At 73.6% G+C, this 23049-nt stretch carries 21 protein-coding genes, 2 tRNA genes and 1 pseudogene; 20 read left to right on the top strand and 4 right to left on the bottom strand.

Translation table 11 applies throughout. The annotated features are described in order from the left end of the window. The first annotated feature begins 18 nt into the window (after nt 1-18). From proB to BGK67_RS13065, 5 genes are all read left to right on the top strand, one after another. Nucleotides 19-1146 (top strand): glutamate 5-kinase, encoded by a 1128-nt coding sequence (gene proB, locus BGK67_RS13085; protein ID WP_069920257.1) that lies wholly within the window; start codon nt 19-21, stop codon nt 1144-1146. Nucleotides 1147-1230: 84 nt separating this feature from the next. Further along, complete coding sequence (locus tag BGK67_RS13080; protein ID WP_069920256.1) at nt 1231-1650, top strand: hypothetical protein; 420 nt, start codon at nt 1231-1233, stop codon at nt 1648-1650. A 228-nt stretch (nt 1651-1878) separates the two neighbouring features. Beyond that, complete coding sequence (locus BGK67_RS13075; protein WP_069920255.1) at nt 1879-3162, top strand: glutamate-5-semialdehyde dehydrogenase; 1284 nt, start codon at nt 1879-1881, stop codon at nt 3160-3162. Between the two features lie 77 nt (nt 3163-3239). Beyond that, complete coding sequence (locus BGK67_RS13070) at nt 3240-3797, top strand: SCO2584 family spore wall biosynthesis protein (protein WP_069920254.1); 558 nt, start codon at nt 3240-3242, stop codon at nt 3795-3797. A gap of 70 nt (nt 3798-3867) precedes the next feature. Beyond that, the gene (locus tag BGK67_RS13065) at nt 3868-5055 is read left to right on the top strand and encodes an SCO2583 family membrane protein (protein WP_069920253.1); all 1188 of its coding nucleotides are present in this window, start codon (nt 3868-3870) and stop codon (nt 5053-5055) included. Here BGK67_RS13065 and BGK67_RS13060 read toward each other — a convergent pair. Then, nucleotides 5039-6127 carry a M48 family metallopeptidase gene (locus BGK67_RS13060; RefSeq protein ID WP_069920252.1) on the bottom strand — a complete coding sequence of 363 codons (1089 nt, stop codon included), beginning with the start codon at nt 6125-6127 and terminating at the stop codon, nt 5039-5041. The two genes, BGK67_RS13065 and BGK67_RS13060, sit on opposite strands and share 17 nt — an antisense overlap. Nucleotides 6128-6266: 139 nt before the next feature. Here BGK67_RS13060 and BGK67_RS38855 point away from each other — a divergent pair, with 139 nt between their 5' ends. The 8 genes from BGK67_RS38855 to BGK67_RS13025 all read left to right on the top strand — a co-directional run bounded on the left by BGK67_RS38855 (nt 6267) and on the right by BGK67_RS13025 (nt 10793). After that, nucleotides 6267-6434 carry a hypothetical protein gene (locus BGK67_RS38855; protein WP_167739571.1) on the top strand — a complete coding sequence of 56 codons (168 nt, stop codon included), beginning with the start codon at nt 6267-6269 and terminating at the stop codon, nt 6432-6434. Between the two features lie 51 nt (nt 6435-6485). Next, nucleotides 6486-7103: a nicotinate-nucleotide adenylyltransferase gene (nadD, locus tag BGK67_RS13055; RefSeq protein WP_069920251.1), complete on the top strand. Its 618-nt coding sequence runs from the start codon at nt 6486-6488 to the stop codon at nt 7101-7103. A gap of 23 nt (nt 7104-7126) precedes the next feature. Further along, on the top strand, nt 7127-8800 hold the full coding sequence (locus tag BGK67_RS13050) for an LCP family protein (protein WP_069920250.1): 1674 nt from the start codon (nt 7127-7129) through the stop codon (nt 8798-8800). 116 nt (nt 8801-8916) lie between these two features. After that, nucleotides 8917-9363 (top strand): ribosome silencing factor, encoded by a 447-nt coding sequence (rsfS, locus tag BGK67_RS13045; RefSeq protein ID WP_069920249.1) that lies wholly within the window; start codon nt 8917-8919, stop codon nt 9361-9363. Then, entirely contained in the window at nt 9360-10016 is a 657-nt protein-coding gene (locus BGK67_RS13040) for a histidine phosphatase family protein (RefSeq protein WP_069920248.1), read from the top strand. Before rsfS ends, BGK67_RS13040 begins: the two co-directional genes overlap by 4 nt. A 123-nt stretch (nt 10017-10139) precedes the next feature. Then, a tRNA-Ala gene (locus BGK67_RS13035) sits at nt 10140-10212 on the top strand. A 143-nt stretch (nt 10213-10355) separates the two neighbouring features. After that, entirely contained in the window at nt 10356-10589 is a 234-nt protein-coding gene (locus BGK67_RS13030) for a hypothetical protein (RefSeq protein ID WP_069920247.1), read from the top strand. 131 nt (nt 10590-10720) lie between these two features. Beyond that, nucleotides 10721-10793: transfer RNA gene (locus tag BGK67_RS13025), tRNA-Ala, on the top strand. 78 nt (nt 10794-10871) lie between these two features. Here BGK67_RS13025 and BGK67_RS13020 read toward each other — a convergent pair. Continuing rightward, the gene (locus BGK67_RS13020; protein ID WP_069920246.1) at nt 10872-11234 is read right to left on the bottom strand and encodes a hypothetical protein; all 363 of its coding nucleotides are present in this window, start codon (nt 11232-11234) and stop codon (nt 10872-10874) included. Nucleotides 11235-11629: 395 nt separating this feature from the next. Here BGK67_RS13020 and leuS point away from each other — a divergent pair, with 395 nt between their 5' ends. From leuS to BGK67_RS12990, 6 genes and pseudogenes are all read left to right on the top strand, one after another. After that, nucleotides 11630-14500, top strand: a complete 2871-nt coding sequence (gene leuS, locus BGK67_RS13015) for a leucine--tRNA ligase (protein ID WP_069920245.1) — start codon at nt 11630-11632, stop codon at nt 14498-14500. A gap of 162 nt (nt 14501-14662) precedes the next feature. Continuing rightward, on the top strand, nt 14663-15388 hold the full coding sequence (locus tag BGK67_RS13010) for a hypothetical protein (RefSeq protein ID WP_069920244.1): 726 nt from the start codon (nt 14663-14665) through the stop codon (nt 15386-15388). A 280-nt stretch (nt 15389-15668) separates the two neighbouring features. Then, nucleotides 15669-16514 (top strand): DegV family protein, encoded by an 846-nt coding sequence (locus tag BGK67_RS13005; RefSeq protein ID WP_069920243.1) that lies wholly within the window; start codon nt 15669-15671, stop codon nt 16512-16514. A 649-nt stretch (nt 16515-17163) separates the two neighbouring features. After that, a complete protein-coding gene (locus BGK67_RS41190) occupies nt 17164-17877 on the top strand; it encodes a ComEA family DNA-binding protein (protein ID WP_432215440.1) in 714 nt (237 codons plus the stop codon). Then, a pseudogene (locus BGK67_RS36205) lies at nt 17874-20261 on the top strand (ComEC/Rec2 family competence protein); the annotation flags it as partial. The gene BGK67_RS41190 and the pseudogene BGK67_RS36205, both read left to right, overlap by 4 nt. A gap of 127 nt (nt 20262-20388) precedes the next feature. Further along, on the top strand, nt 20389-21270 hold the full coding sequence (locus tag BGK67_RS12990) for a YceI family protein (RefSeq protein WP_069920242.1): 882 nt from the start codon (nt 20389-20391) through the stop codon (nt 21268-21270). 14 nt (nt 21271-21284) lie between these two features. Here the strand turns inward: BGK67_RS12990 and BGK67_RS12985 are convergent, their stop codons facing one another. After that, nucleotides 21285-21545, bottom strand: a complete 261-nt coding sequence (locus BGK67_RS12985) for a hypothetical protein (RefSeq protein WP_208948692.1) — start codon at nt 21543-21545, stop codon at nt 21285-21287. A gap of 58 nt (nt 21546-21603) precedes the next feature. Here BGK67_RS12985 and holA point away from each other — a divergent pair, with 58 nt between their 5' ends. Beyond that, on the top strand, nt 21604-22596 hold the full coding sequence (gene holA, locus BGK67_RS12980) for a DNA polymerase III subunit delta (protein ID WP_069920240.1): 993 nt from the start codon (nt 21604-21606) through the stop codon (nt 22594-22596). Nucleotides 22597-22779: 183 nt separating this feature from the next. Here the strand turns inward: holA and rpsT are convergent, their stop codons facing one another. Continuing rightward, complete coding sequence (gene rpsT / locus BGK67_RS12975) at nt 22780-23046, bottom strand: 30S ribosomal protein S20 (RefSeq protein WP_069920239.1); 267 nt, start codon at nt 23044-23046, stop codon at nt 22780-22782. Nucleotides 23047-23049 lie beyond the last annotated feature (3 nt).

The raw sequence follows: 23049 nt of genomic DNA, 5'->3' as shown, positions 1-23049 counted from the left end.
AGGGGCAAGGGGACAGACGTGTCAGCGGCTAGGCAAGGTGTCGTGGACGCCCGCAGGATCGTGGTCAAGGTCGGCTCCTCCTCCCTGACCACCGCGGCCGGGGGACTCGACGCCGACCGGGTGGACGCGCTCGTCGACGTCCTGGCCAAGGCGCGCAGCGGCGGGGAGAAGGAGATCGTCCTCGTCTCCAGCGGAGCCATCGCCGCCGGCCTCTCCCCGCTCGGGCTGCGCCGCCGTCCCAAGGACCTGGCCCGGCAGCAGGCCGCCGCCAGCGTCGGGCAGGGCCTGCTCGTCGCCCGGTACACCGCCTCCTTCGCCCGCTACGGCGTCCGCGTCGGCCAGGTGCTGCTCACCACCGACGACACCAGCCGGCGGGCGCACTACCGCAACGCCTACCGGACCCTGGACCAGCTGCTGGCCATGGGCGCGCTGCCCGTCGTCAACGAGAACGACACCGTCGCCACGGACGAGATCCGCTTCGGCGACAACGACCGCCTCGCGGCCCTGGTCGCCCACCTGGTCCGGGCCGACCTGCTGGTGCTGCTGTCCGACGTGGACGGCCTCTACGACGGCGACCCCTCCCAGCCCGGCACCACGCGCATCGACGAGGTCCGCGGCCCGCAGGACATCGCCCACGTCTCCATCGGCAGCGCGGGCAAGGCGGGGGTGGGCACCGGCGGCATGGTCACCAAGGTCGAGGCGGCCCGGATCGCGGCCGCCGCCGGGATCCCCGTGGTACTGACCTCCGCCAGCCAGGCCGCCGACGCGCTGGCCGGGCGCGCCACCGGCACCCACTTCCACGCCACGGGCCGCCGCTCGGCGGACCGGCTGCTCTGGCTCCAGCACGCGTCCACGCCCCAGGGGCACCTGGTCCTCGACGACGGCGCGGTGCGCGCGGTCACCGAGCGCGGCAGCTCGCTGCTGCCCGCCGGGATCGCGGCGGTCGAAGGCGACTTCGTCGCCGGGGACCCCGTGGAGCTGCGCTCCGCCGACGGCCGCGCCGTGGCCCGGGGCCTGGTCAACTTCGACGCCAAGGAGCTTCCGCAGCTCCTCGGCCGCTCCACCCGAGAGCTCGCGCGGGAACTCGGACCCGCGTACGAGCGGGAGGTCGTCCACCGGGACGATCTGGTCCTGCTCCAGGGCTGAGGTTCGGCAAAACCGCCGCGCGGCGTGCCGTGGGCTGGTCAACTGTGAAAGGCGGGCGACACGCGTGGCAGAGACAGGAGGCGGCTGGTGAGACGAGCGCTGACCAGTGTCGGTCCGGGGGACGGTGACGGCGGTGGCGGTGGCGGGGACGAGCAGGACCACGACTCGCGCCTCTGGCACGTGACCCTGAGCGTCTCCGGCAAGCCGGCCCCGCTGTCGGACGTCCGGCGCGGACTGGAACAACTGGCCCATGACCACCCCTTCCTGCTGACCAGCCGGTACGCCGACGACCACGCCGAGATCCGGTACTGGGAGGAGGCCCGCGACCTGCACGACGCGGCGGCCGTCGCCCTGCGGCTCTGGGGCGAGCACCGCTCGTCGGCGCAGCTCCCGCCCTGGGAGATCGTCGGCCTGGAGGTCATCGACCGCGCCACCTACCACCAGCGCGTGGCCGAGGGCTACGGCCCGCCCCCGGCCCACCCGGTCGGCGTCCACCCGTACTGACGGTCGGCCCCCCGGGATCCGCGAGGCGCGGGGTCCGCGGCACAGCCCCAGGCTGCGGGCCGGCCCGGACCGGGATCCGCGCGGCGCGGAGTCCCGGGCCTCGCGGCGCGGGCGCGGCCGAGGCGCCGGGCCGGAGCCCGGGTCTTCGCGCCAGGCGCGTCCCGGCGGCCGTCTCGGGGGCTGGAAACCCCATCGGCCGGGGGACGGCCGGGGACTACCCTGGGCGGCATGACCTCGCTCGATGACGCCACCGCCAGCTCGCCCGTCCTCGCCACCGCGCAGCGGTCCCGCACCGCGGCCGCCGCCATCGCCCCGCTCCCGCGCTCCGCCAAGGACGCGGCCCTGCTGGCGATCGCGGACGCGCTGGAGGCCCGTACGGCCGAGATCATCGCGGCCAACGCCGTCGACACCGGCAAGGCCCGCGCCGCCGGCACCAGCGAGACCGTCATCGACCGCCTCACCCTGACCCCCGAGCGGGTCGCGGCCATCGCCTCCGACGTACGGGACGTCGCCGCCCTGCCCGACCCCGTCGGAGAGGTCGTCCGCGGCAGCACCCTGCCCAACGGCATCGACCTCCGGCAGATCCGCGTCCCCCTCGGCGTCGTCGGCATCATCTACGAGGCCCGCCCCAACGTCACCGTCGACGCCGCCGCCCTCTGCCTCAAGTCCGGCAACGCCGTCCTGCTGCGCGGCAGCTCCTCCGCGTACGCCTCCAACACCGCGCTCGTCGGCATCCTGCGCGACGCGGTGGAGGGCGCCGGCCTGCCCGCCGACGCGGTCCAGCTCGTCCCCGGCGAGTCCCGCGACTCCGTCCGCGAGCTGATGCGCGCCCGCGGCCTCGTCGACGTGCTCATCCCGCGCGGCGGCGCCTCCCTCATCAAGACGGTGGTCGAGGAGTCCACCGTCCCGGTCATCGAGACCGGTACCGGCAACTGCCACGTCTACGTCGACGCGCAGGCCGACCTCGACATGGCCGTGGAGATCCTCGTCAACTCCAAGGCCAGTCGGCCCTCCGTCTGCAACTCCGCCGAGACCCTCCTCGTCCACCGCGACATCGCCGCCGCCTTCCTCCCGCGCGCCCTCCACGCCCTCGCCGACGCCGGCGTCACCGTCCACGGCGACGCCCGGGTCCTGGCCGCCGCCACGGACACCAAGGCCACCGCCCTGCCCGCCACCGACGAGGACTGGGCGGCCGAGTACCTGTCCTACGACATCGCCGCCGGGGTCGTGGACTCCCTCGACGACGCCGTCGCCCACATCCGCCGCTGGACCTCCGGCCACACCGAGGCGATCGTCACCACCTCGCAGGCCGCCGCGCGCCGCTTCACCCAGCTGGTCGACTCGACCACGGTTGCCGTGAATGCCTCCACCCGGTTCACCGACGGCGGCCAGTTCGGCTTCGGCGCCGAGATCGGCATCTCCACGCAGAAGCTGCACGCCAGGGGCCCGATGGGACTTCCCGAGCTGACCTCAACGAAGTACATCGTCACGGGCGACGGTCACGTCAGGTAGTCGTCGCCTGAACACGGAGTGGCCGGATTTCAGCGCACACCCTGCCCAAAGCAGCCCCCCAGGTCTAGGCTGGTCTCGTGCCGGACGACGTGGGGGGCAAGTTCCCGGACGACGGGAAGCCCGACGACGACCGCGGAGGCGCGGACAAGGACTTCGCCTCCGTGGTGTTCGACGAGGCCTTCGTCCGGAACGCCGAGATCCATGAACCGAGTGCCGCAGAGCGCCAGCGGGCCGCCGACCGGGCGCGCGCCGAGGCCGAAGCCGCCCGCGCCGTCGCCGGAGGGTGGACGGGCGACGAGGACTACGACGGCTACGGATACGGCCGGTCCGACGGCTACGGCCCCGACAACGGCTGGGACCACGACCCGGGCTATGGCGCGGCCGACGCCTCGTACGGTCCGTACGGGGCCTACGGCGGCAGTCTGCGCCCCTACCGCGGCCGCTCGCCCTGGCTGCGTCCCGTCGCCTGGGTGCTCGCCTTCGTGATGGGCCTCGGCATGGTCGCGCTCGCGTTCAGCGCCGTCTACCGCAGCGCCGCCGGCGAGGCGGAGCCGGCCCCCGCGCCCGCCAGTACGCCCCTGAGGGAAGTCACCGGCGTCGGCGCGTTTACGTACCCCTCCGACCGCCAACCCTGAAAGTACGACCCCGCTCGCGTGAATGCCGGAGCCGGGGGCTTCTCTGGAGCGGGGACAGCGGGGAGAAGCGATGGCCGTGCCAGGAGACCCACCCGACGGCACCCCCGAGGGTGACGACGAGTTCCGGTCGGACGAGCTCCGTTCGGTGGTGTTCGACGAGGACTTCGTCCGCGCTGCCCGGCTCCAGGAATTCTCCGCGCAGGAGCGCATGGGCGAGCACGCCCGGGCCGTCCGCAGCCGCTCGATGTGGTCGACCGGCGGCTCCGCCCCCCGGACCAGCACCCCGGGCCGCGCCGCCCGCCAGGGCATGGTGCTCGTGCTGATCATCGCCACGGCCTTCGCCTGCGCCGTCTACATGGGGCTGCGCAACCCGTACGTCCCGGCGCCCGGCGGTCCCGCCGAGCCGCTCAACAGCACCGTCGTCCCGCTGGCCCCCGCCGAGGCCGTGCCGGGCGGACGGCCCGCCGACCTGTACGCGAACGGCCCCGCCGCCGCGTACCGCGTCGGGGCGGCCGGGATCACCCTGCCGGCCGTGCGCCGCACGCACCACTTCACCGACGCCCAGGTCGTCACCGCGCTGTCCATCGCCAAGGACTACCTGGTGCAGTCCTCGCTGGACCCGGACGTCCTGGCCGGAGCGGCCTCCCGACCGGTGCGGGTGCTGCTCGACCCCGACCAGCTGGACCAGTTCGACCGCAGCATGACCGCGCCCTCCGGCGACGGCCGGCACGCGGCCACCGGCTGGCTGGTCCGCTTCGACCCGGCCACCGCCGTCGTGGCCGACTCCCGGGTCCGGGTGAGCGGCACCCTCGCCTTCGCGGAGGTGAACCCGGACGCCCTCGAGGTGCTCACCGACCACACCTTCGTGTACGCCGTGCGCCCGGCCACCGCGGCCCCCGCAGCGGTCGACGGAGCCTCGCTGTTCACCGTCCGCCGCGAGCTGCGGCTGCGCTTCGACCGGGAGGACCTGGGCGCCCGGCGGGCGGAGCTGGTGTCGGCGTACGTGGTGGCCGGGCCGCAGGCATGCTCCAGCGACCCGGCCGACGGCTTCCGCCCGCTGCCGGCCGGATCCGGGCCGACCACGGTCGGCCCGGCCGCGAGCGACCCGTACGCCACCGGCCGGCCGCGCCGCACGGCCGGGCTGTGCGGCGTGCTCGCCCCGCCGACGACGCAGCCTCCCCGGACGCAGCCCGCCGAGACGCGGCCCGCCACCGAGCCCGCGGTCCCGCGGACGGCGCCGGTCAGCCCTGCTCCGTAGCCCCGCCCTTGGCCTCGGGGCCGCTGCCGGACGAGGAGCCGGACCCGGAGCCGGCGCCCGTGAACTTGTCGCGCAGCTTGCCGCCCATGTCGGCCGCGCCGCCCGCGAGGTCTCCGACCAGCTTGAACAGCGGGTCCTTGCTGGTGCGCACCGAGTCGGCGTAGTGCGCGGCGGACTGCCGGAAGGAGTCGGACACCGAGGTGTCCTTGTCCTCCTCACGGCGCGGGTAGTGGCCGTCCATGATGCGCTGGTAGTCGCGGTTTTCCGACCACTTCTTCAGCTCGGCCGCCCGCACCGTGGTGAAGGGGTGCGTCCGCGGCAGCATGTTCATGATCTTCAGGACGGAGTCGCGCAGATCGCCGCTCGACTCGTACTCCTCGGCCTGGGCCAGGAAGGCGTCCACGTTCATCTCGTGGATGTGGTTGCCGCCCGCGAGCTTCATCAGGCCGCGCATCGAGGCCTGGAGGTCCTGCCCCACCAGCAGCCCGGCCCGGTCCGCCGACAGCTCCGACTTGCGGAACCACTCCCGCAGCGCGGTCACGATCGCCATGATCGCCACATTGCCCAGCGGGATCCACGCCACCTTCAGCGCCAGGTTCGTCAGGAACAGCAGGATCGTGCGGTACACCGCGTGCCCGGACAGCGCGTGGCCCACCTCGTGGCCCACCACCGCCCGCATCTCCTCCTCGTCGAGCAGCTCGACCAGGCTCGTCGTCACCACGATGATCGGCTCGTCCAGCCCGATGCACATGGCGTTGGGCTTCGGGTCCTGCTGCACGTACATCTGCGGGACCTTCTCCAGGTCCAGGATGTAACAGGCGTCGCGGAGCATCGCGTACAGGTGCGGGAACTGGGTCTCGCCGACCCGCACCGAGTCCGACAGGAACAGCAGCCGCAGGCTGCGCTCCGGAAGCAGCCCGCTCAGGGCCTTGAACACCGTGTCGAAACCGCTCAGCTTGCGCAGCGCGACCAGCGCCGAGCGGTCCGCCGGGTGCTCGTACGCCCGCGAGGAAATGCCGGGGAACCTCCTGCGGTCCCGCGCCGGCACCTTCTCGAAGCCTGTCTGCGTCATAGCGCCCTCCCCTGGATCGGCCTGCGTGGCCCTGCGTCTATCCTCTCCAACGCCTGAGTCGGCGTGAGCGTGCCCCAGGCCCCCGCATACGATGTGAGCGAAGTCTCCGCCCGCTCCCGACTCGATAGGTACCTGCCTGATGAGCCTCTCCTCCACCGCCCACAACCTGGTCGTCCTCGCCTCGGAGGGGGCCGGGCAGCACGGCGGCAACCACGACAGCCTGAACCCCTATCTCACCGGCGGCGGCGCGCTCGTCATCCTGCTCCTGATGCTCTGGGTCACCACGCGCCTGAACCGGGACCGCTAGGTCGCCCCGACCTGGACCGCCGGGTGCTCCGGGCCAGTAGGCTCTGCGCTCATGGGAGAGCACGAGACGCCTACCGGCCCGGTCAAGCGCCGGCTCGGGGTCATGGGCGGCACATTCGACCCGATCCACCACGGGCACCTGGTGGCCGCCAGCGAGGTCGCCTCGCTGTTCCACCTCGACGAGGTGGTGTTCGTGCCGACCGGCGAGCCCTGGCAGAAGTCCCAGCGCGCCGTGTCGCCCGCCGAGGACCGCTACCTGATGACGGTCATCGCCACGGCCTCGAACCCGCAGTTCTCGGTGAGCCGCATCGACATCGACCGCGGCGGACCGACGTACACGATCGACACCCTGCGGGACCTGAAGGCGCTGAACGACGACGCCGACCTGTTCTTCATCACCGGCGCGGACGCGCTCGCCCAGATCCTGACCTGGCGGAACGCCGAGGAGCTGTTCTCCCTCGCCCATTTCATCGGGGTCACCCGGCCCGGCCACGTCCTCACCGACGACGGACTGCCCGAGGGCGGCGTCTCCCTGGTGGAGGTGCCCGCGCTGGCCATCTCCTCCACGGACTGCCGCGCCCGGGTCGCCGAGGGGGACCCCGTCTGGTACCTGGTGCCCGACGGCGTCGTGCGCTACATCGACAAGCGTGAGCTGTACCGGGGAGCCTGAGCTTCCGGAAGAGAGGGGCCTCGGTGAACGACCGACAGGATCCGTACGACCCGTACGCCGCCCACGAGCAGCAGCTCATCGGCTACGACGCGTACGGGCGGCCGGTGTACGGCGAGGCGCCCGCCCAGCCCGCCCAGGACTACGCACAGCAGCAGTACGGCTACGACTACCAGGCGCAAGGGTACGGTCAGCAGCCCCAGCAGCAGTACTACGCCGACCCCGCGCAGGACTACGCGCAGCAGCAGGCCCCGGCCTACGGGTACGAGGCGCAGCAGACCCAGCAGGCGCACCAGGCCCAGCAGACCCAGCAGACCCAGCAGTGGATCCCGCAGCAGACGGCCCCCGAGCCCCAGCACCAGCCGGAGCCCGAGCCGGAGCGGCAGCGGTCCGCGCAGGTCCCCGAGCCGCGCCGGCCCGACGCCGAGCCCGAGGCGGGGCGGGACTACCGCACCGAGATGTTCGCCTTCATCGACCAGCCGGACGACGAGTCCGAGGACGTCATCGACTGGCTCAAGTTCACCGAGAGCCGGACCGAGCGCCGTGAGGAGGCCCGCCGCCGCGGCCGCAACCGGGTGGTGGCGCTGATCGTGGTCCTCGCGGTGTTCGTCGTCGCCGGCCTCGGCTACCTCTGGTACGCGGGCAAGCTGCCCTTCCTCGACGGCCCCGGGAAGCAGGACAGCGGCGCTGCCGCCGCCGGGCCGCAGCAGCGCGACATGATCGTCGTCCACGTGCACCACACCAAGAAGGGCGGCACCTCCTCGGCGCTGCTCGTCGACAACGTCACCGCCAAGCAGGGCGCGACCGTCCTGCTGCCCGACACCCTCGGCGTCCCCGGCCCGGACGGGACCGCGACCGGCCTCGCCAAGGCCGTGGAGGGCGGCTTCGGCACCCGCGAGGCCCTCGACTCCGTGCTCGGCACGCACATCGGCGGCACCTGGCGGCTGGACACGCCGTTCCTGGAGAACCTGGTCGAGCTGGTCGGCGGCATCGAGGTGGACACCGACACGGCCGTCCCGGCCGACGACGCGGCCAAGACCCCGGCCGTCGCCCAGGGACAGAAGCAGAGCCTGAGCGGCCCGATGGCCGTCGCCTACGCCACTTACCAGGCCCAGGGCGAACCGGAGGCCAAGCAGCTGGACCGGATGGGCAAGGTCCTGTACGCCGTGCTGCGCAAGGTCCCGAGCGACCCGAAGGCGGCCGCGGTGACGGTCGAGAGCATGGGGCAGATCCTCGACCCGGCCCTGAACGCCCAGACGCTCGGCGCCCTGCTGTCGCGGCTCGGCGCGCACGCCAAGGTGGGCGCGTACCGCACCGACGTCCTCGGGGTGAAGGCCGACGGGGCCCTGACCGAGGACGCGACGAAGAAGGTCGTCAAGGAGGTCCTCGGCGGCTCCGTCACGGAGGGGCAGCCCGGAGCCGCCGCCCGCGTCGGCCTGAAGGACGCCACGGGCGACGAGAAGGCCCAGGTCGCGGCGAAGGCGGCGCTGCTGAACGGCGGCTACGACTTCGTGGACGGGGGCAAGGCGGACAAGACCGCGGCCGCCTCGCAGATCACCTACCAGGACGACGCCCAGAAGGACCGGGCGGTGGAGGTCGCCAAGACGCTGGGGCTGCCCGAGACCGCCGTCAAGAAGGCCGAGAACGCCGTGAACGCGGACATCGTGGTCGTCCTGGGCAAGGACTACAAGGCGTCCTGACCCGGCTGCGCGGCTCTGACATGCGGGTTCGCCCGCGCGGAACGCTCCGCGCGGGCGGGGTCGGCGGTACATGAGACCCTTGTAAGGATCTGCCCGCCAACCCGAAAGCATGGCCAGTGACCGCCACGGACCGCTCCATCGAGCTCATCACCGCCGCCGCCCAGGCCGCGGCCGACCGGCTCGCGCACGACATCATCGCGTACGACGTCAGCGACGTGCTGTCGATCACCGACGCCTTCCTGCTCGCCTCGGCGCCCAACGACCGCCAGGTCAAGTCGATCGTCGACGAGATCGAGGAGCGCCTGCTCAAGGAGCTCGGCGCCAAGCCGGTGCGCCGCGAGGGCGACCGCGACGCCCGCTGGATCCTGCTCGACTACGTCGACATCGTCGTCCACGTCCAGCACAGCGAGGAGCGGGTCTTCTACGCGCTGGAGCGCCTGTGGAAGGACTGCCCCGAGATCGAGCTTCCCGAGGACGCCAAGCTCACCATCGGCAAGGCCGAGGAGCACGCCAAGCTGCGCGAGGCGGCCGGCGACGACGAGCAGGACGGTGATCTGTTCTGAGCACGACCACCACGGGCAGGCCCACCAGGAAGATCGTCCTCTGGCGGCACGGTCAGACCGCGTGGAACCTGGAGCGCCGTTTCCAGGGCTCCACGGACATCGAGCTGACCGAGGCCGGAGTGGCGCAGGCGCGCCGCTCCGCCCGGCTGCTCGCCTCGCTGAAACCGGATGCCATCGTGGCCTCCGACCTGCGGCGCGCGGCGGCCACCGCCGCAGAGCTCGCCTCCGTCACGGGACTGACCGTGACGCACGACGCGGCGTTGCGCGAGACGTACGCCGGTGAGTGGCAGGGCCTGACGCACGACGAGATCCTCGGGAAGTACGGCGAGCAGTACGCGGCGTGGAAGCGCGGCGAGCCGGTGCGCCGGGGCGGCGGTGAGCTGGAGACCGAGGTCGCCGACCGCGCCGCGCCGGTGGTGCTCGGGCACGCCGGCCGGCTGCCGGAGGGCGGCACGCTCGTCGTGGTCAGCCACGGCGGCACCATCCGTACGACCATCGGCCGCCTGCTGGGCCTGGAGTCGTCCTACTGGGAGGGCCTGGGCGGGCTCTCCAACTGCTGCTGGTCCGTCCTCGGCGAGGGCGCGCGCGGCTGGCGCCTGCTGGAGCACAACGCCGGCACGCTGCCGGAACCGGTGCTCGGCGACGACGACTGAGCGGCTCCGTGCCGCTCCCCGCGGGGGCTTCCACCCGGATTTCACTTTCCGGATGGTCACAGGCTAGAGTTCTTCTTGTTCGCAGCGCGGAACACCGGAGACCGGGGGAGCGCGGCGGAGAGCGGGGCTATAGCTCAGTTGGTAGAGCGCCTGCATGGCATGCAGGAGGTCAGGAGTTCAATTCTCCTTAGCTCCACAATCAGGATCCCGTCCCCAACAGGGGGCGGGCTCCTTGCTTTTGTACCCTTTGCGATTGCTGACCTGGCCCGTACCGGCATGACAGAATCGGACGGCCGGAGGGGGAGACGACGGCCCGATGCGGGAGGGAGTCGCTGACGGATGGGTGCACACCGGCGGCGGTGCGACTGGTGCAACAACGGCACGCCGATCGTGCGGGACATGGAACCGGTCAACCCCGACTACCAGTACTGGTGCGAGGAATGCGCACGGGCGCTGATCATAAAGGGCGACCCGATCGAGACGTACCGGGAGCTGGAAGGGGAGCCGATCTACGGCCGGCTGCTCGACGAGCACTGCACGCTCAAGCGGTTCTACCAGTTCGCGACAGCGTGACGGAAGAGGTCAAACCGGGCATGGCCTGCGGTCGGCGGAAACCGATTTTTGGACCGGGGCCATGACCGTGTAATGTTTGGGACGTCGCCAAGGGGAACCGGAAACGGAAGCCGGGCGGCACAGCGAGGCAAGGGGCTATAGCTCAGTTGGTAGAGCGCCTGCATGGCATGCAGGAGGTCAGGAGTTCAATTCTCCTTAGCTCCACAGTGAAGAAGCGGACCACCCGGATCGGGTGGTCCGCTTCTCGTTGTGCGGGGCTGCCCGTGCCGCCGCCGGGTCGGCTCAGATCCAGCCCAGCCGCGCCGGTTTCACCCCGAGCTCGAACCGGCTGGACGCGCCGGCCAGGGCCGAGAGGTCGGCCACCATCCCCCGCTGCGTCCGCGTGCGCAGGGCCAGTTCCTGCTGCTCGCGCTGGAGCATCATCCCCAGGCCCAGGTCGGGGCTGACCGCCCGGACGTCGCTCGGGTCGTCCCAGGACGGCCGCAGCAGGGCCGGCTCCACCAGCCGGTCGAGCGACTCCCGTACGCGCTGCTCCAAGATCGACAGCCGCGCGGCCAGCCGGTCCGGGCGCTGCTCGCGGTGCAGGAGCACGGCCCGGTAGACCGCGAGGACTTCCGCGTCGAGAGCCGACTGCGTCTGCGTCATACCCGTCACCCTTCCGAGGGGGCGGCCCGCGTCCGGGGGAGCTGTGCGGGCGGTCGTCGTAGCGTTCACGGCGGTTGGCGGGCTGTCTTGGACGAACCCGACACCCGTGCGCCGACCGCCGCCGAAGGCCGCCGCGCCGGAGAACCGGTACCGGCACTCCGGTACCGGGCAGTCCGCTTCCACGCCGTCCGGGGCGCGGACGGACCGGCGGCGGCCGCGGCCGCTGCGGTACTCTGACGCCATGCGTGCCGTACGCCTTCTGCTTACCGAGCCGCGCTGATCAGTACCGACCCTCCGAGACGGTCGGCATCGGCGCGGCGCCCCCTCCTGTGCGAGGGGTTTTTTCGTTTGGGCTGGCAGAGACGGCAGAGACGATCGATGGAGCTTCAGGAATCATGAGCGAGACGAACACCCCGGCCCCCGAGGCGGCCGAGGGACACCGTTACACGGCTGCCATGGCCGCCGACATCGAGGCACGCTGGCAGGACGCCTGGGACGCGCAGGGCACCTACGAGGCCCCGAACCCGACCGGTGACCTGGCGGGTGACCCCGCCGTGGTCGCGCGGCCCAAGAAGTTCATCATGGACATGTTCCCGTACCCGTCCGGCGCGGGGCTGCACGTCGGCCACCCGCTCGGGTACATCGCCACCGACGTCTACGCGCGCCACCAGCGGATGACCGGGCACAACGTCCTGCACACCCTGGGCTTCGACGCCTTCGGCCTGCCGGCCGAGCAGTACGCCGTGCAGACCGGCACGCACCCGCGCGTGTCGACCGAGGCGAACATCGAGAACATGAAGGTCCAGCTGCGCCGGCTGGGCCTGGGCCACGACAAGCGCCGGTCCTTCGCGACGATCGACCCGGACTACTACAAGTGGACCCAGTGGATCTTCCTGCAGATCTACAACTCCTGGTACGACGCGGACGCGGGGAAGGCCCGGCCGATCGCCGAGCTGGTCGCCGAGTTCGAGAGCGGCTCCCGTGAGGTTCCCGGCGGCCGGTCCTGGGCCGGGCTGACCGCGGGCGAGCGGGCCGACGTACTGAACGAGTACCGGCTGGCGTACTCCTCGGACGCGCCGGTCAACTGGTGCCCCGGGCTGGGCACCGTCCTGGCCAACGAGGAGGTCACCGCGGACGGCCGCTCCGAGCGCGGCAACTTCCCGGTCTTCAAGTCCAGGCTGAGCCAGTGGAACATGCGCATCACCGCGTACGCCGACCGGCTGCTGGACGACCTGGACGCGCTGGACTGGCCCGAGGCCATCAAGCTGCAGCAGCGGAACTGGATCGGCCGCAGCGAGGGCGCGCGCGTCGACTTCCCGCTGGGCGACGAGGCGATCACCGTCTTCACCACCCGCCCCGACACCCTGTTCGGTGCCACCTACATGGTGCTGGCGCCCGAGCACCCGCTGGTGGAGAAGTTCATTCCGGCCGCCTGGCCGGAGGGCACCCACGACGTGTGGACCGGCGGCCACGCCACCCCGGCCGAGGCCGTCACCGCGTACCGCAAGCAGGCCGCCTCGAAGTCGGACGTCGAGCGGCAGGCCGAGGCCAAGGACAAGACCGGTGTCTTCACGGGCGAGTACGCGGTCAACCCGGTCAGCGGTGACAAGGTCCCCGTCTTCATCGCCGACTACGTGCTGATGGGCTACGGCACCGGCGCGATCATGGCCGTCCCGGCGCACGACAGCCGCGACTTCGAGTTCGCCCGCGCCTTCGAGCTGCCGATGCGCTGCGTCGTGAAGCCGACCGACGGCCGCGGCACCGACCCGGCCGAGTGGGACGACGCCTTCGTCTCCCACGACGCCGAGCTGGTCAACTCCGCGGGCGAGGGGATCTCCCTGGACGGCCTGGGCGTGGTCGAGGCCAAGGCCGCGATCACCGACTGGCTGGCCGCGCGCGGCATCGGCGAGGGCACCGTCAACTTCCGGCTGCGCGACTGGCTGTTCAGCCGCCAGCGCTACTGGGGCGAGCCCTTCCCGATCGTCTACGACGAGGACGGCGTCGCGCACCCGCTGCCCGCGTCGATGCTGCCGCTGGAGCTGCCGGAGGTCGAGGACTACTCGCCGCGCACCTTCGAGCCGGACGACGCCGCCTCCAAGCCCGAAACCCCGCTGTCGCGCAACGAGGACTGGGTCAACGTCGAGCTGGACCTGGGCGACGGACGCGGTGTCCGCTCCTTCCGCCGCGAGACCAACACCATGCCCAACTGGGCCGGTTCCTGCTGGTACGAGCTGCGCTACCTGGACCCGGACAACGCCTCGGCGCTGGTCGACCCCGAGATCGAGCAGTACTGGATGGGCCCCCGCGAGGGCGCCCCGCACGGCGGTGTCGACCTGTACGTCGGCGGCGCCGAGCACGCGGTGCTGCACCTGCTGTACGCGCGCTTCTGGTCGAAGGTGCTGTTCGACCTGGGCCACGTCTCGTCGGCGGAGCCGTTCCACAAGCTGTTCAACCAGGGCATGATCCAGGCGTACGCCTACACCGACGAGCGCGGTGTGTACGTCCCGGCGGCCGAGGTCGAGGAGCGGGACGGCGCCTACTTCTATGAGGGCAAGCAGGTCAAGCGCGAGCACGGCAAGATGGGCAAGTCCCTGAAGAACGCCGTCACGCCGGACGAGATCTGCGAGGAGTACGGCGCGGACACCCTGCGCCTGTACGAGATGGCGATGGGTCCGCTGGACGTCTCGCGTCCGTGGGACACCCGGGCCGTGGTCGGCCAGTACCGGCTGCTGCAGCGCCTGTGGCGCAACATCGTCGACGAGGAGACCGGCCGGGTCACCGTGGTGGACGGGGAGCCGGGCGAGGACACGTTGCGCGCCCTGCACAAGGCGATCGACGGGGCCGGCGCGGACCTGGCCGGGCTGCGCTTCAACACCGCCATCGCGAAGATCACCGAGCTGAACAACACCCTGACGAAGGCGGGCCGGCCGCTGGAGCGGTCCGTGGCCGAGGCCCTGGTGCGGCTGGTCGCCCCGCTGGCCCCGCACATCGCGGAGGAGCTGTGGCACCGCCTGGGCCACACCGACTCGGTGGTCCACCAGGACTTCCCGGTCGCGGACCCGGCGTACGTCGTCGACGAGACCGTGACGTGCGTGGTGCAGGTCAAGGGCAAGGTCAAGGCGCGCCTGGAGGTGCCGCCGACGATCTCGGACGCGGAACTGGAGGCACTGGCGGTCGGCGACGAGGCCGTGGTCGCGGCCCTGGGCGGTGCGGAGATCCGCAAGGTGATCGTGCGCGCGCCCAAGCTGGTGAACATCGTCATCTGAGGTCACGGGCACTCCAGGGGGCCCATGGGGACCCGTGGGGAGCCGCCGGGAGCCATGGGGGACATCCCGTACGGGCAGGTTGGGGGTTCGATTGGAACCCCTGGCCTGCCCGCGGCGTTTACGGTGGAGGGGAAGAGCTGACGCCTGGGGAAAGGGGCCACCATGGAGGCCGCGTTGATCATCTTCGCGCTGATGCTGCTGGCTGTCATCGGCCTCGGCGCGTACGTCACGGTCAAGGCGGTGGGGGCGGCCAAGCGGAGCGTGGAGCGCACCGTCGGCCAGGCGCGGCGCACGGTGGAGGACACCACCCTGCGGGCCAAGAGCTTCGGCCAGGTCGGTGTGGTGGGCGCGCTGGCGCAGCTGCGGCTGGACCTGCGGACCTCGATGCGGGCCACGGAGCAGGCGCTGTCCGAGGGCGCCCGGTCGGACGCCTCGCTGAAGGAGTCCCTGGGGCTGTTCCAGCGGCTGAGCGCACACGGCCGGGAACTGGACGCCGAGCTGAAGCGGCTCGAGCAGGAGCCGGACCGGCAGCGCACCGCCGGGCTCCTTCCGGAGCTGCGGGAGCGCACGGCCAGGATCGTCGAGTCCGCGGACTCGCTGCGCTGGGCGGCCCGGGACCGGGCCCGGCGCTTCGCGGAGGACGACCTGTCCACGCTGTCGGAGCAGATCGAGATGGAATCCGGGGCGCTGCGGGACTGGTCGCGCGAGCCGGTGGACGACCTGGCGGCGGCGGCCGCGGCGTGGGACGCCGAGGCGCAGGGCTCGGGGTCGGGGCCGGCGGCGGCTCAGGCGCACGGGCCCGCGTCCGGGCCTGCCGCTCTGAGCCAGGCCGCGCCGGCGCCGGATTACCCCTGGCAGAAGGCGCGTCGGCCGGAGAGCACGACCTGACTGACTGGGGGCGGGCGGCCGCGGTGACCGGGGTCCGGTGCGCGGGCACGAAGGCCGTGACCGGCCGCCTGGTCGGCGTGCCGTAGGCTCTGGCCGCTGCCGGGGCCCGGGTGAGGTCCCGGTCGGGCGAGGGGTCCGGGGACGGGCCGGCTGAGGGGCCCGCCGATCGCCCCGGCCAGTGGACCGGAGCGCCCGCCGATGCCCCGCCGAGGGGCGGGCGAGGGCCCTGTCGAGGGGGCCAGGCTGCCGTCCCACCCCCACTGGCGGTACCCTCCGGCTCATGTCCCGCCATGTCGCCATCGTCACCGATTCCACGGCCTACCTGCCCCCACCGGCCATGGCGCGGCACGGAATCACCTCCGTCCCGCTCACCGTGGTACTCGGCGGCGAGGCCCTGGAGGAGGGCACCGAGATCTCGGCACGCAGCCTCGCCCTGGCGCTGCAGAAGCGCCGCTCGGTCACCACCTCGCGGCCCAGCCCGGAGGAGTTCGTCCGGGCCTACCGGGCGGCCGCGGACGCCGGCGCGGCCGGCATCGTGAGCCTGCACCTGTCCGCCGAGTTCTCCGGCACCTACGACGCCGCCGTGGTCGCCGCGCGCACCGCGCCCGTACCGGTCCGCGTCGTGGACACCGGCATGGTCGCGATGGCCCTCGGCTTCTGTGCGCTCGCCGCCGCCGAGGTGGCGGAGGCGGGGGGCTCCGTCGACGACGCGGTGGCCGCGGCGGAAAAGCGGGCCGCCGACATGTCGGCGTACTTCTACGTCGACACCCTCGACTACCTGCGCCGGGGCGGCCGGATCGGGGCCGCCCAGGCGCTCTTCGGCTCGGCGCTGGCCGTGAAGCCGCTGCTGACGCTGGACGGCGGGCGGATCGAGATGCTCGAGAAGGTGCGTACGGCCTCCAAGGCCATCGCCCGCCTGGAGGAGCTGGCCGTGGAACGCGCGGGGTCGGGCAGCGTCGACGTCGCGGTGCACCACCTGGCGGCGCCGGAGCGCGCCGAGAAGCTCGCGCGGCACCTGCGCGAACGCATCCCGGGGCTGGTCGAACTGCACGTGAGCGAGGTCGGCGCGGTGATCGGCGCTCACACTGGCCCGGGGCTGCTCGCGGCGGTGGTCTCGCCCCGCTGAACGGTGCGCGGACGCTCCGGGCGGAGGGCGTGCCGGGCGCGGTCGGGCCCGGCTGAACGCGGCCGCGCCCGGCCGATCCCGGGGCGAAACCCGGGGCCGAGTGCTGCACGCTTCACCGGAACGAGTGGCACGGTTATCCACAACGGGGGGCCTGTCCACCGGAATTGAGCGTTCCGAACGGGGGGTCGGGATTGGTCCCTACCGTCGTGGCATGACTCTTCGAACGCGTACTCCGCATCCGTCGGGCGCCACCAGCGGCCCGGGCCGAACCCGTCTCTCCTACGGCCGTCTGCGACACCGCCGCGGCCCGGGCCTGCGCCGTGGCCAGGGGCCCCCGCCAGCGGACCCGGAGGCCGTGCGCCGCCGGGCCGAAGCCCTACTGGGCGGCAGCAGCCCGCCACTCCCGCCCGAGGTGACCCCTGAAGCTCCTCCCGAGGCGGAACCCCGGTCTCAGGCTGGGGCGGGCCCCGGGTCCCCGGTTGGGGTGGCTCCCCGGGGCTCGGCCAGGCTCGGCCAGGACCACTCCGCCGGGATGGATCCCGAGGCCCCGCCCGAGGTGGAACCCGGGCTCGCGGCCGGGGCTGCTGCCGGGCCCGTGAGCGGGGTGGATACCGGGCCTCCGGCCGGGGCTGCTCCCGGGTCCGCAGCCATGGCGGACCCCGGCCCTCCGCCCCGGGCGGACGCCGTCTCCCCGGCCGGGGAGACGGCCGGGCCGGCGCCCGGGGTCGCGCGGAGGCTTGCGCTGCGGGAGCGGGTGCCGGTGTGGTTGCAGGCTCGCTGCGGGGTGGAGCCGCGTACGGTGGCCGCCGTCGGGGTGGTGCTGGCCGTCGCGGTCGGGATCGCCGCGCAGCAGTTCTGGTCCGCCCGGCCCCGGCCGGTCACCGCGCCCGCGGTGACCGCCCCGGCCGCGGCGCCTGCGACTCAGGCCCCGGCCGGAGCCCCCACGCGGATCGTCGTCGACATCGGCGGCAAGGTCCGGGACCCGGGCGTGCGCCGGCTGCCCGCCGGTTCGCGGGTCGAGGACGCGCTGGCCGCGGCAGGAGGGGTAAGGCCCGGCACGGACACCACCGCGCTGAACCGGGCCCGGGTCCTGGTGGACGGTGAGCAGGTACTGGTGGGAGCCCCCGCCCCGCCTCCCCCGAACGGCGGCGGCGGGGGCGGGCCGAGCCCGGGCCCGCTCAGCCTCGGTTCGGCCACCGTCGAGCAGCTGGACGGGCTGCCGGGCGTCGGCCCGGTGCTGGCGCAGCACATCGTGGACTTCCGCACCGCCCGCGGCGGCTTCCGCTCCGTGGAGGAGCTCCGCCAGGTCAACGGCATCGGCGAGCGGCGCTTCGCCGACCTGCGCACGCTGGTGCGGCCGTGAACCGCCCCGAGGGCGCGGGGCCCGCGGACCTCCGCCTGGCCGCGCCGGCCCTGGCCGCCTGGGCGGCGGCCGCGCTCGCCCTGGACGCGCCCGCGGGAGCGACCGCCGTCGGGGTGGGGCTGGGCGTGGCCGGAGCGGGGCTGCTGCTCCTAACCGGGTGCCGGAGCCCGGGGCCCCGGTGGCGGGGCGCCCCGGCCGTGGCCGTGGCCCTGCTGTGTGCCTGCGCGGGAGCCGGAGTGGCGGGCCTCCAGCGGGCCGAGGCGCGGGCCGGGCCGGTGCCGGGACTGGCCCGGGAGCACGCCCGGGTGCTGGCGGAGCTCACCGTCGGTTCCGATCCTCGCCTGGCCGGGGGCGGCGGGGGCGGCGGGCCGCCGGTGGTGGTGCTGGACGCGGTCCTGACGGGGGTGACCGGGCCCGACGGGTCGCGGACCCGGGTCGAGACCCCGGTGCGGGTGCTGGCCGGGCACCCCCAATGGGCCCGGTTGCTGCCCTCCACCCGGGTCGTGGTCGTCGCCCGGCTGGCCCCGGCGCGGGGCGGCGAGCGGGCCGTGGCGCTGCTGCGGCCGACCGGCGACACCCCGCCCGCGGTGACCGGCGGGCCGGATGCCGCGCAGCGGGTCGCCGGGCGGCTGCGGGCCGGGCTGCGGGAGGCGACCGAGGGGCTCGCGCCGGATGCCAGGGCCCTGCTGCCGGGACTGGTCGTCGGGGACACCTCCAGGGTGCCGCCCGATCTGCACGAGGCGTTCAGGGCCACCGACCTGCTGCACCTGCTGGCCGTGTCCGGGTCCAACCTGACCGTGGTGCTCTTCCTGCTCATCGGTCCCCCGGCCCGGGCGCAGCAGGCCGAGCGGCGCGGGCTGGCGCCCCGGCTGGGCCTGTCGCTGCGGGCCACCGCCCTGTGCGGGGCGGCCCTGACGCTGGCGTTCGTGGTGGTGTGCCGGCCGGAGCCGAGCGTGCTGCGGGCCGCGGCCTGCGGGGCGGTCACGCTGCTGGCCCTCGCCACCGGGCGGCGCAGGTCCCTGCTCCCGGCCCTGGGCGCCGCCGTACTGCTGCTCGTGCTCTACGACCCCTGGCTGGCCCGTAGTTACGGGTTCCTGCTGTCCGTCCTGGCCACGGGCGCCCTGCTCACCCTGGCGCCCCGGTGGAGCGCGGCCCTGCGGCGGCGGGGGATGCGGCCGAGGTTCGCCGAGGCGCTGGGCGCCGCCGCGGCCGCCCAGGCGGTGTGCGCGCCCGTGGTCGCGGTGCTCTCCGCCCGGGTCAGCCTCGTGGCGGTGCCCTGCAACCTGCTGGCCGAGCTCGCGGCCGGTCCGGCGACGGTGCTCGGCTTCGCGGCGCTCGCCGCGGCCCCGGTGTGGGGGGACGCCGCGCGGGGGCTCGCCTGGTGCGCGGGGGTCCCCGCCGGGTGGATCGCCGCCGTGGCCCGGGCCGGGGCGCGGCTGCCGGGGGCGGAGCTGGCCTGGCCGGGCGGGCTCGCCGGCGGGCTGCTGCTGGCCGCCGCCACGGCGGGCCTGGTACTCCTCGGCGCCCGGTTCGGCAGGCGGCGGTGGGTCTGCTCGGCCCTGGCGGTGCTGCTGCTCCTGGCCGTGCTGAGGCCGCCGCAGCTGACCCGTACGCTCACCGGCTGGCCCCCGCCCGACTGGAGCTACGTGCAGTGCGCCGTGGGGCAGGGGGACGCGGCGGTACTGGCGCTCGGCCCGGGGGAGGCCCTGGTGGTGGACGCCGGGCCGGATCCCGCTCCGGTGGACGCCTGCCTGCGCGCCCTGGGCGTGCACCGGGTGCCGATGCTGCTGCTGACGCACTTCCACGCCGACCACGTGGGAGGTCTGCCCGGGGTGCTGCGCGGCCGGTCGGTGGGTGTGATTCAGACCACGGCGCTGGAAGAGCCGCCCGGCCAAGCCCAGTTGGTGCACCGGACGGCGGCCGCCGCGGGCGTGCTCGTCGTGCGGGCGGCGGCGGGGGAGCGGCGCCGGGCCGGACCGCTGGAGTGGGAGGTGCTGTGGCCGCCGGCGGCCGGGCCGCCGCCCGAGGGGCCCAACGACGCGAGCGTCGCGTTGCTGGTCCGGGGCGCGGGGCTGACCCTGCTCCTGCTCGGCGACCTCGAACCGCCCGCGCAGCAGGCCCTCTTGAGGGAGCATCCGAACCTGGGCCCGGTCGATGTGGTCAAGGTCGCGCACCACGGCTCCGCGCACCAGGACCCGGGGCTGTACGGGCGGATCCGGGCCCGGGTCGCCGTGGTGTCGGTCGGCGCGGCCAATCGCTACGGGCACCCCGCACCCGGTACGCTCGCCCGGCTGCGGGCCTCGGGGGCGGTCGTACTGCGGACCGACACCGACGGGTCGATCGCCGTGTCGGGCGCCGGGCCCGGGATGCGGGTGTTTACGGCCGGCCGGCGCCGGGAGCGACACGGGCATACGGGGCACGGGCCTTCTGTTTGCCCACAACCCGACAGCATGATCGAATGCGTCGTCGCCAGAACGGTCCAAGTCCACACAGCACGGGGGTGCATCAGCCATGTTCGGTCGCCGACGGGGGATGGAGACGGCCGGAAGTTCCAGCCCGCACACATCCGCGACACTGACCCTGCCACCGCAAGCGGGTCTGCTCAGCTGCCGGGTCCTCGACACCGTCCACCAGCCGGTCAGGCAGGCCGCGTTCGAGGTGACCGACCCGATCGGGCGCCGGATCGTCAGCGGCGAGACCGACCCCTACGGAGGGTTCACGGCGGCCGTGCCGGAGGGCGAGTACCGGCTCTCCGTCACCGCCGAGGGGTACGCGCCGTTCCACGGGGCGACGCTGGTGGGAGACCCGGCGCAGCCCGGAACCGGGGAGATCGTCCTCGACGCGGTGGAGCCGCCGCTGCTGCCGCAGCCCGGCCACTGGGAGCTCGACCCGTCGCACTCGTCCATCGCGTTCACGGCCCGGCACATCGGGTTCGCGCGGATCGGCGGCCGGTTCAACACCTTCGCCGGCGGGGTGCGGATAGCCGAGCGCATGGAGGACTCCTCCATGCACGTCATCATCGATGCGGCGAGCATCGACACCGGGGTGCGGCTGCGCGACGACCACCTGAGGTCCGGCGACTTCCTGGACGCGGCCCGGTATCCCACGGTGGAGTTCTACAGCGACCGGTTCATCCACCGCAGCGGCAGCCGCTGGGCCGTCGCGGGCGCCCTGACCCTGCACGGGGTCAGCCGTTCCGTCACGCTGGACACGCAGTACCTGGGCCTGGGCACGGGCCTGGAGGGCGAGCCGCGCGCCGCCTGCCGGGCGACGGCCGAACTGCACCGCGAGGACTTCAGCCTGACCTGGCAGTCGGTGCTCGCGCACGGTATCGCGGCGATCGGGTCGGGCGTGGAAGTGGCGCTGGACGTGCAGATCGTCCACAAGGCCTGAGCCGGGCCGGACTCCTACGGGGCTTCCAGCCAGCCCTCGTACTCGGCGGCGAGGGCGTCCAGCGCGGCGGTGTCGAGCAGTTCCCGGGGGTCCTCGACGACCACCAGCCACTGGGCGTCCTCGGCGTCGTCCTCCCCGGCCAGGGCGTCGCGTACCAACTGCGGTTCCTCCGGGAGGCCGAAGCGGTCCACGGCCTCCCGCGCCACCTCCTCGGCGGCGTCGCGGTCGGGCAGGACGAGTACATGTCGCACGTTCACGCGATCATTCTCACGCATCCGGTCAGGGGGGCCGCCGGGCCGGGGGCTGTCAGTGCGGCGTGGGATGCTGGATCCGATGGCCACCAGGAAGAACTCCACCGACGATCCGCTTGCCCCGCTCACCCTCGCGGTGGGGCAGGAGGACCTGCTGCTCGACCGCGCCGTGCGGGAGGTGGTGGCGGCCGCCCGCGCCGCCGATGCCGACACGGACGTGCGCGACCTCTCCTCCGAGCAGCTCCAGCCCGGCACGCTGGCCGAGCTGACGAGCCCGTCGCTCTTCTCCGAGCGCAAGGTGCTGATCGTGCGCGGCGCCCAGGACCTGTCCGCCGACTCGGTCAAGGAGGTGAAGGCGTACCTCGACGCGCCGTACGAGGAGATCGTCCTCGTCCTCCTCCACGCGGGCGGGGCCAAGGGCAAGGGCCTGCTGGACGCGGCCCGCAAGGCGGGCGCCCGGGAGATCGCCTGCCCGAAGATGACGAAGCCGGCGGACCGGCTGTCCTTCGTACGGGGCGAATTCCGCACGCTGGGCCGGTCGGCGACCCCGGAGGCGTGCCAGACCCTGGTCGACGCGATCGGCAGCGACCTGCGGGAGCTGGCGAGCGCGGCGGCGCAGTTGTGCGCGGACGTCGAGGGCACCATCGACGAGGCCGTGGTCGGCCGCTACTACACGGGCCGGGCCGAGGCCTCCAGCTTCACGGTCGCCGACCGGGCGGTCGAGGGGCGTGCGGCGGAGGCGCTCGAAGCCCTGCGCTGGTCCCTGTCCACCGGGGTGGCGCCGGTTCTGATCACCAGCGCCCTGGCCCAGGCCGTGCGGGCGATCGGCAAGCTGGCTTCCGCCCCGCGCGGGGCCCGCCCCGGCGACCTCGCCCGGGACCTCGGGATGCCGCCCTGGAAGATCGACCGGGTCCGCCAGCAGATGCGCGGCTGGTCGGCCGACGGCGTCGCGGACGCCCTGCGCGCCGTGGCCGCCGCCGACGCGGGGGTCAAGGGCGGCGGCGACGATCCCGAGTACGCCCTGGAGAAGGCGGTCGTGGCCGTGGCCCGCGCCGCCCGCCCCCAGCGCCGCTGACACACGAAGGCCCCGGCCGCCGCCCTGGGGAAGGGTTGCGGCCGGGGCCTTCGTGCACTGCTCGTACTGCTTGTGTTGCGCCGCACCCGCGTGGCGAACGCAGGCCGCGTGCGGCGCGGTGTGCCGGTGAAGGAGCGGAAGAGAGGGCCCGCTGGGTCCTTACCGGCGATTCACATCGAGAGCTCAGCCCTGCAGGGAGGCAACCTTGGAGGCCAGCGCCGACTTCTTGTTGGCGGCGGCGTTCTTGTGGATGACACCCTTCGAGACAGCCTTGTCGAGCGCACGCGCGGCGTCGCGGGAAGCCACGGTGGCCTTCTCGACGTCACCGGCGACGACGGCCTCGCGGGCCTTGCGGATCGCGGTCTTGAGCGAGGACTTGACGGCCTTGTTGCGCAGGCGCGCCTTCTCGTTCGTCTTGTTCCGCTTGATCTGGGACTTGATGTTCGCCACGAA

The organism is Streptomyces subrutilus (assembly GCF_001746425.1).
Taxonomy (GTDB): Bacteria; Actinomycetota; Actinomycetes; order Streptomycetales; family Streptomycetaceae; genus Streptomyces; species Streptomyces subrutilus_A.
This window is presented reverse-complemented; position numbering and strand designations above follow the sequence as displayed.

What these genes read in the sequence shown, in the direction of transcription:
- BGK67_RS13060 (WP_069920252.1), bottom strand. Translation starts at nt 6,127, where the DNA reads ATGACGCAGACAGGCTTCGAGAAGGTGCCGGCGCGGGACCGCAGGAGG.
- BGK67_RS13075 (WP_069920255.1), top strand. Translation starts at nt 1,879, where the DNA reads ATGACCTCGCTCGATGACGCCACCGCCAGCTCGCCCGTCCTCGCCACC.
- holA (WP_069920240.1), top strand. Translation starts at nt 21,604, where the DNA reads ATGGCCACCAGGAAGAACTCCACCGACGATCCGCTTGCCCCGCTCACC.
- BGK67_RS13065 (WP_069920253.1), top strand. Translation starts at nt 3,868, where the DNA reads ATGGCCGTGCCAGGAGACCCACCCGACGGCACCCCCGAGGGTGACGAC.
- leuS (WP_069920245.1), top strand. Translation starts at nt 11,630, where the DNA reads ATGAGCGAGACGAACACCCCGGCCCCCGAGGCGGCCGAGGGACACCGT.
- BGK67_RS41190 (WP_432215440.1), top strand. Translation starts at nt 17,164, where the DNA reads ATGGCGGACCCCGGCCCTCCGCCCCGGGCGGACGCCGTCTCCCCGGCC.
- BGK67_RS12985 (WP_208948692.1), bottom strand. Translation starts at nt 21,545, where the DNA reads ATGCGTGAGAATGATCGCGTGAACGTGCGACATGTACTCGTCCTGCCC.
- BGK67_RS38855 (WP_167739571.1), top strand. Translation starts at nt 6,267, where the DNA reads ATGAGCCTCTCCTCCACCGCCCACAACCTGGTCGTCCTCGCCTCGGAG.
- nadD (WP_069920251.1), top strand. Translation starts at nt 6,486, where the DNA reads ATGGGAGAGCACGAGACGCCTACCGGCCCGGTCAAGCGCCGGCTCGGG.
- BGK67_RS13030 (WP_069920247.1), top strand. Translation starts at nt 10,356, where the DNA reads ATGGGTGCACACCGGCGGCGGTGCGACTGGTGCAACAACGGCACGCCG.
- BGK67_RS13005 (WP_069920243.1), top strand. Translation starts at nt 15,669, where the DNA reads ATGTCCCGCCATGTCGCCATCGTCACCGATTCCACGGCCTACCTGCCC.
- BGK67_RS12990 (WP_069920242.1), top strand. Translation starts at nt 20,389, where the DNA reads ATGTTCGGTCGCCGACGGGGGATGGAGACGGCCGGAAGTTCCAGCCCG.
- BGK67_RS13010 (WP_069920244.1), top strand. Translation starts at nt 14,663, where the DNA reads ATGGAGGCCGCGTTGATCATCTTCGCGCTGATGCTGCTGGCTGTCATC.
- BGK67_RS13020 (WP_069920246.1), bottom strand. Translation starts at nt 11,234, where the DNA reads ATGACGCAGACGCAGTCGGCTCTCGACGCGGAAGTCCTCGCGGTCTAC.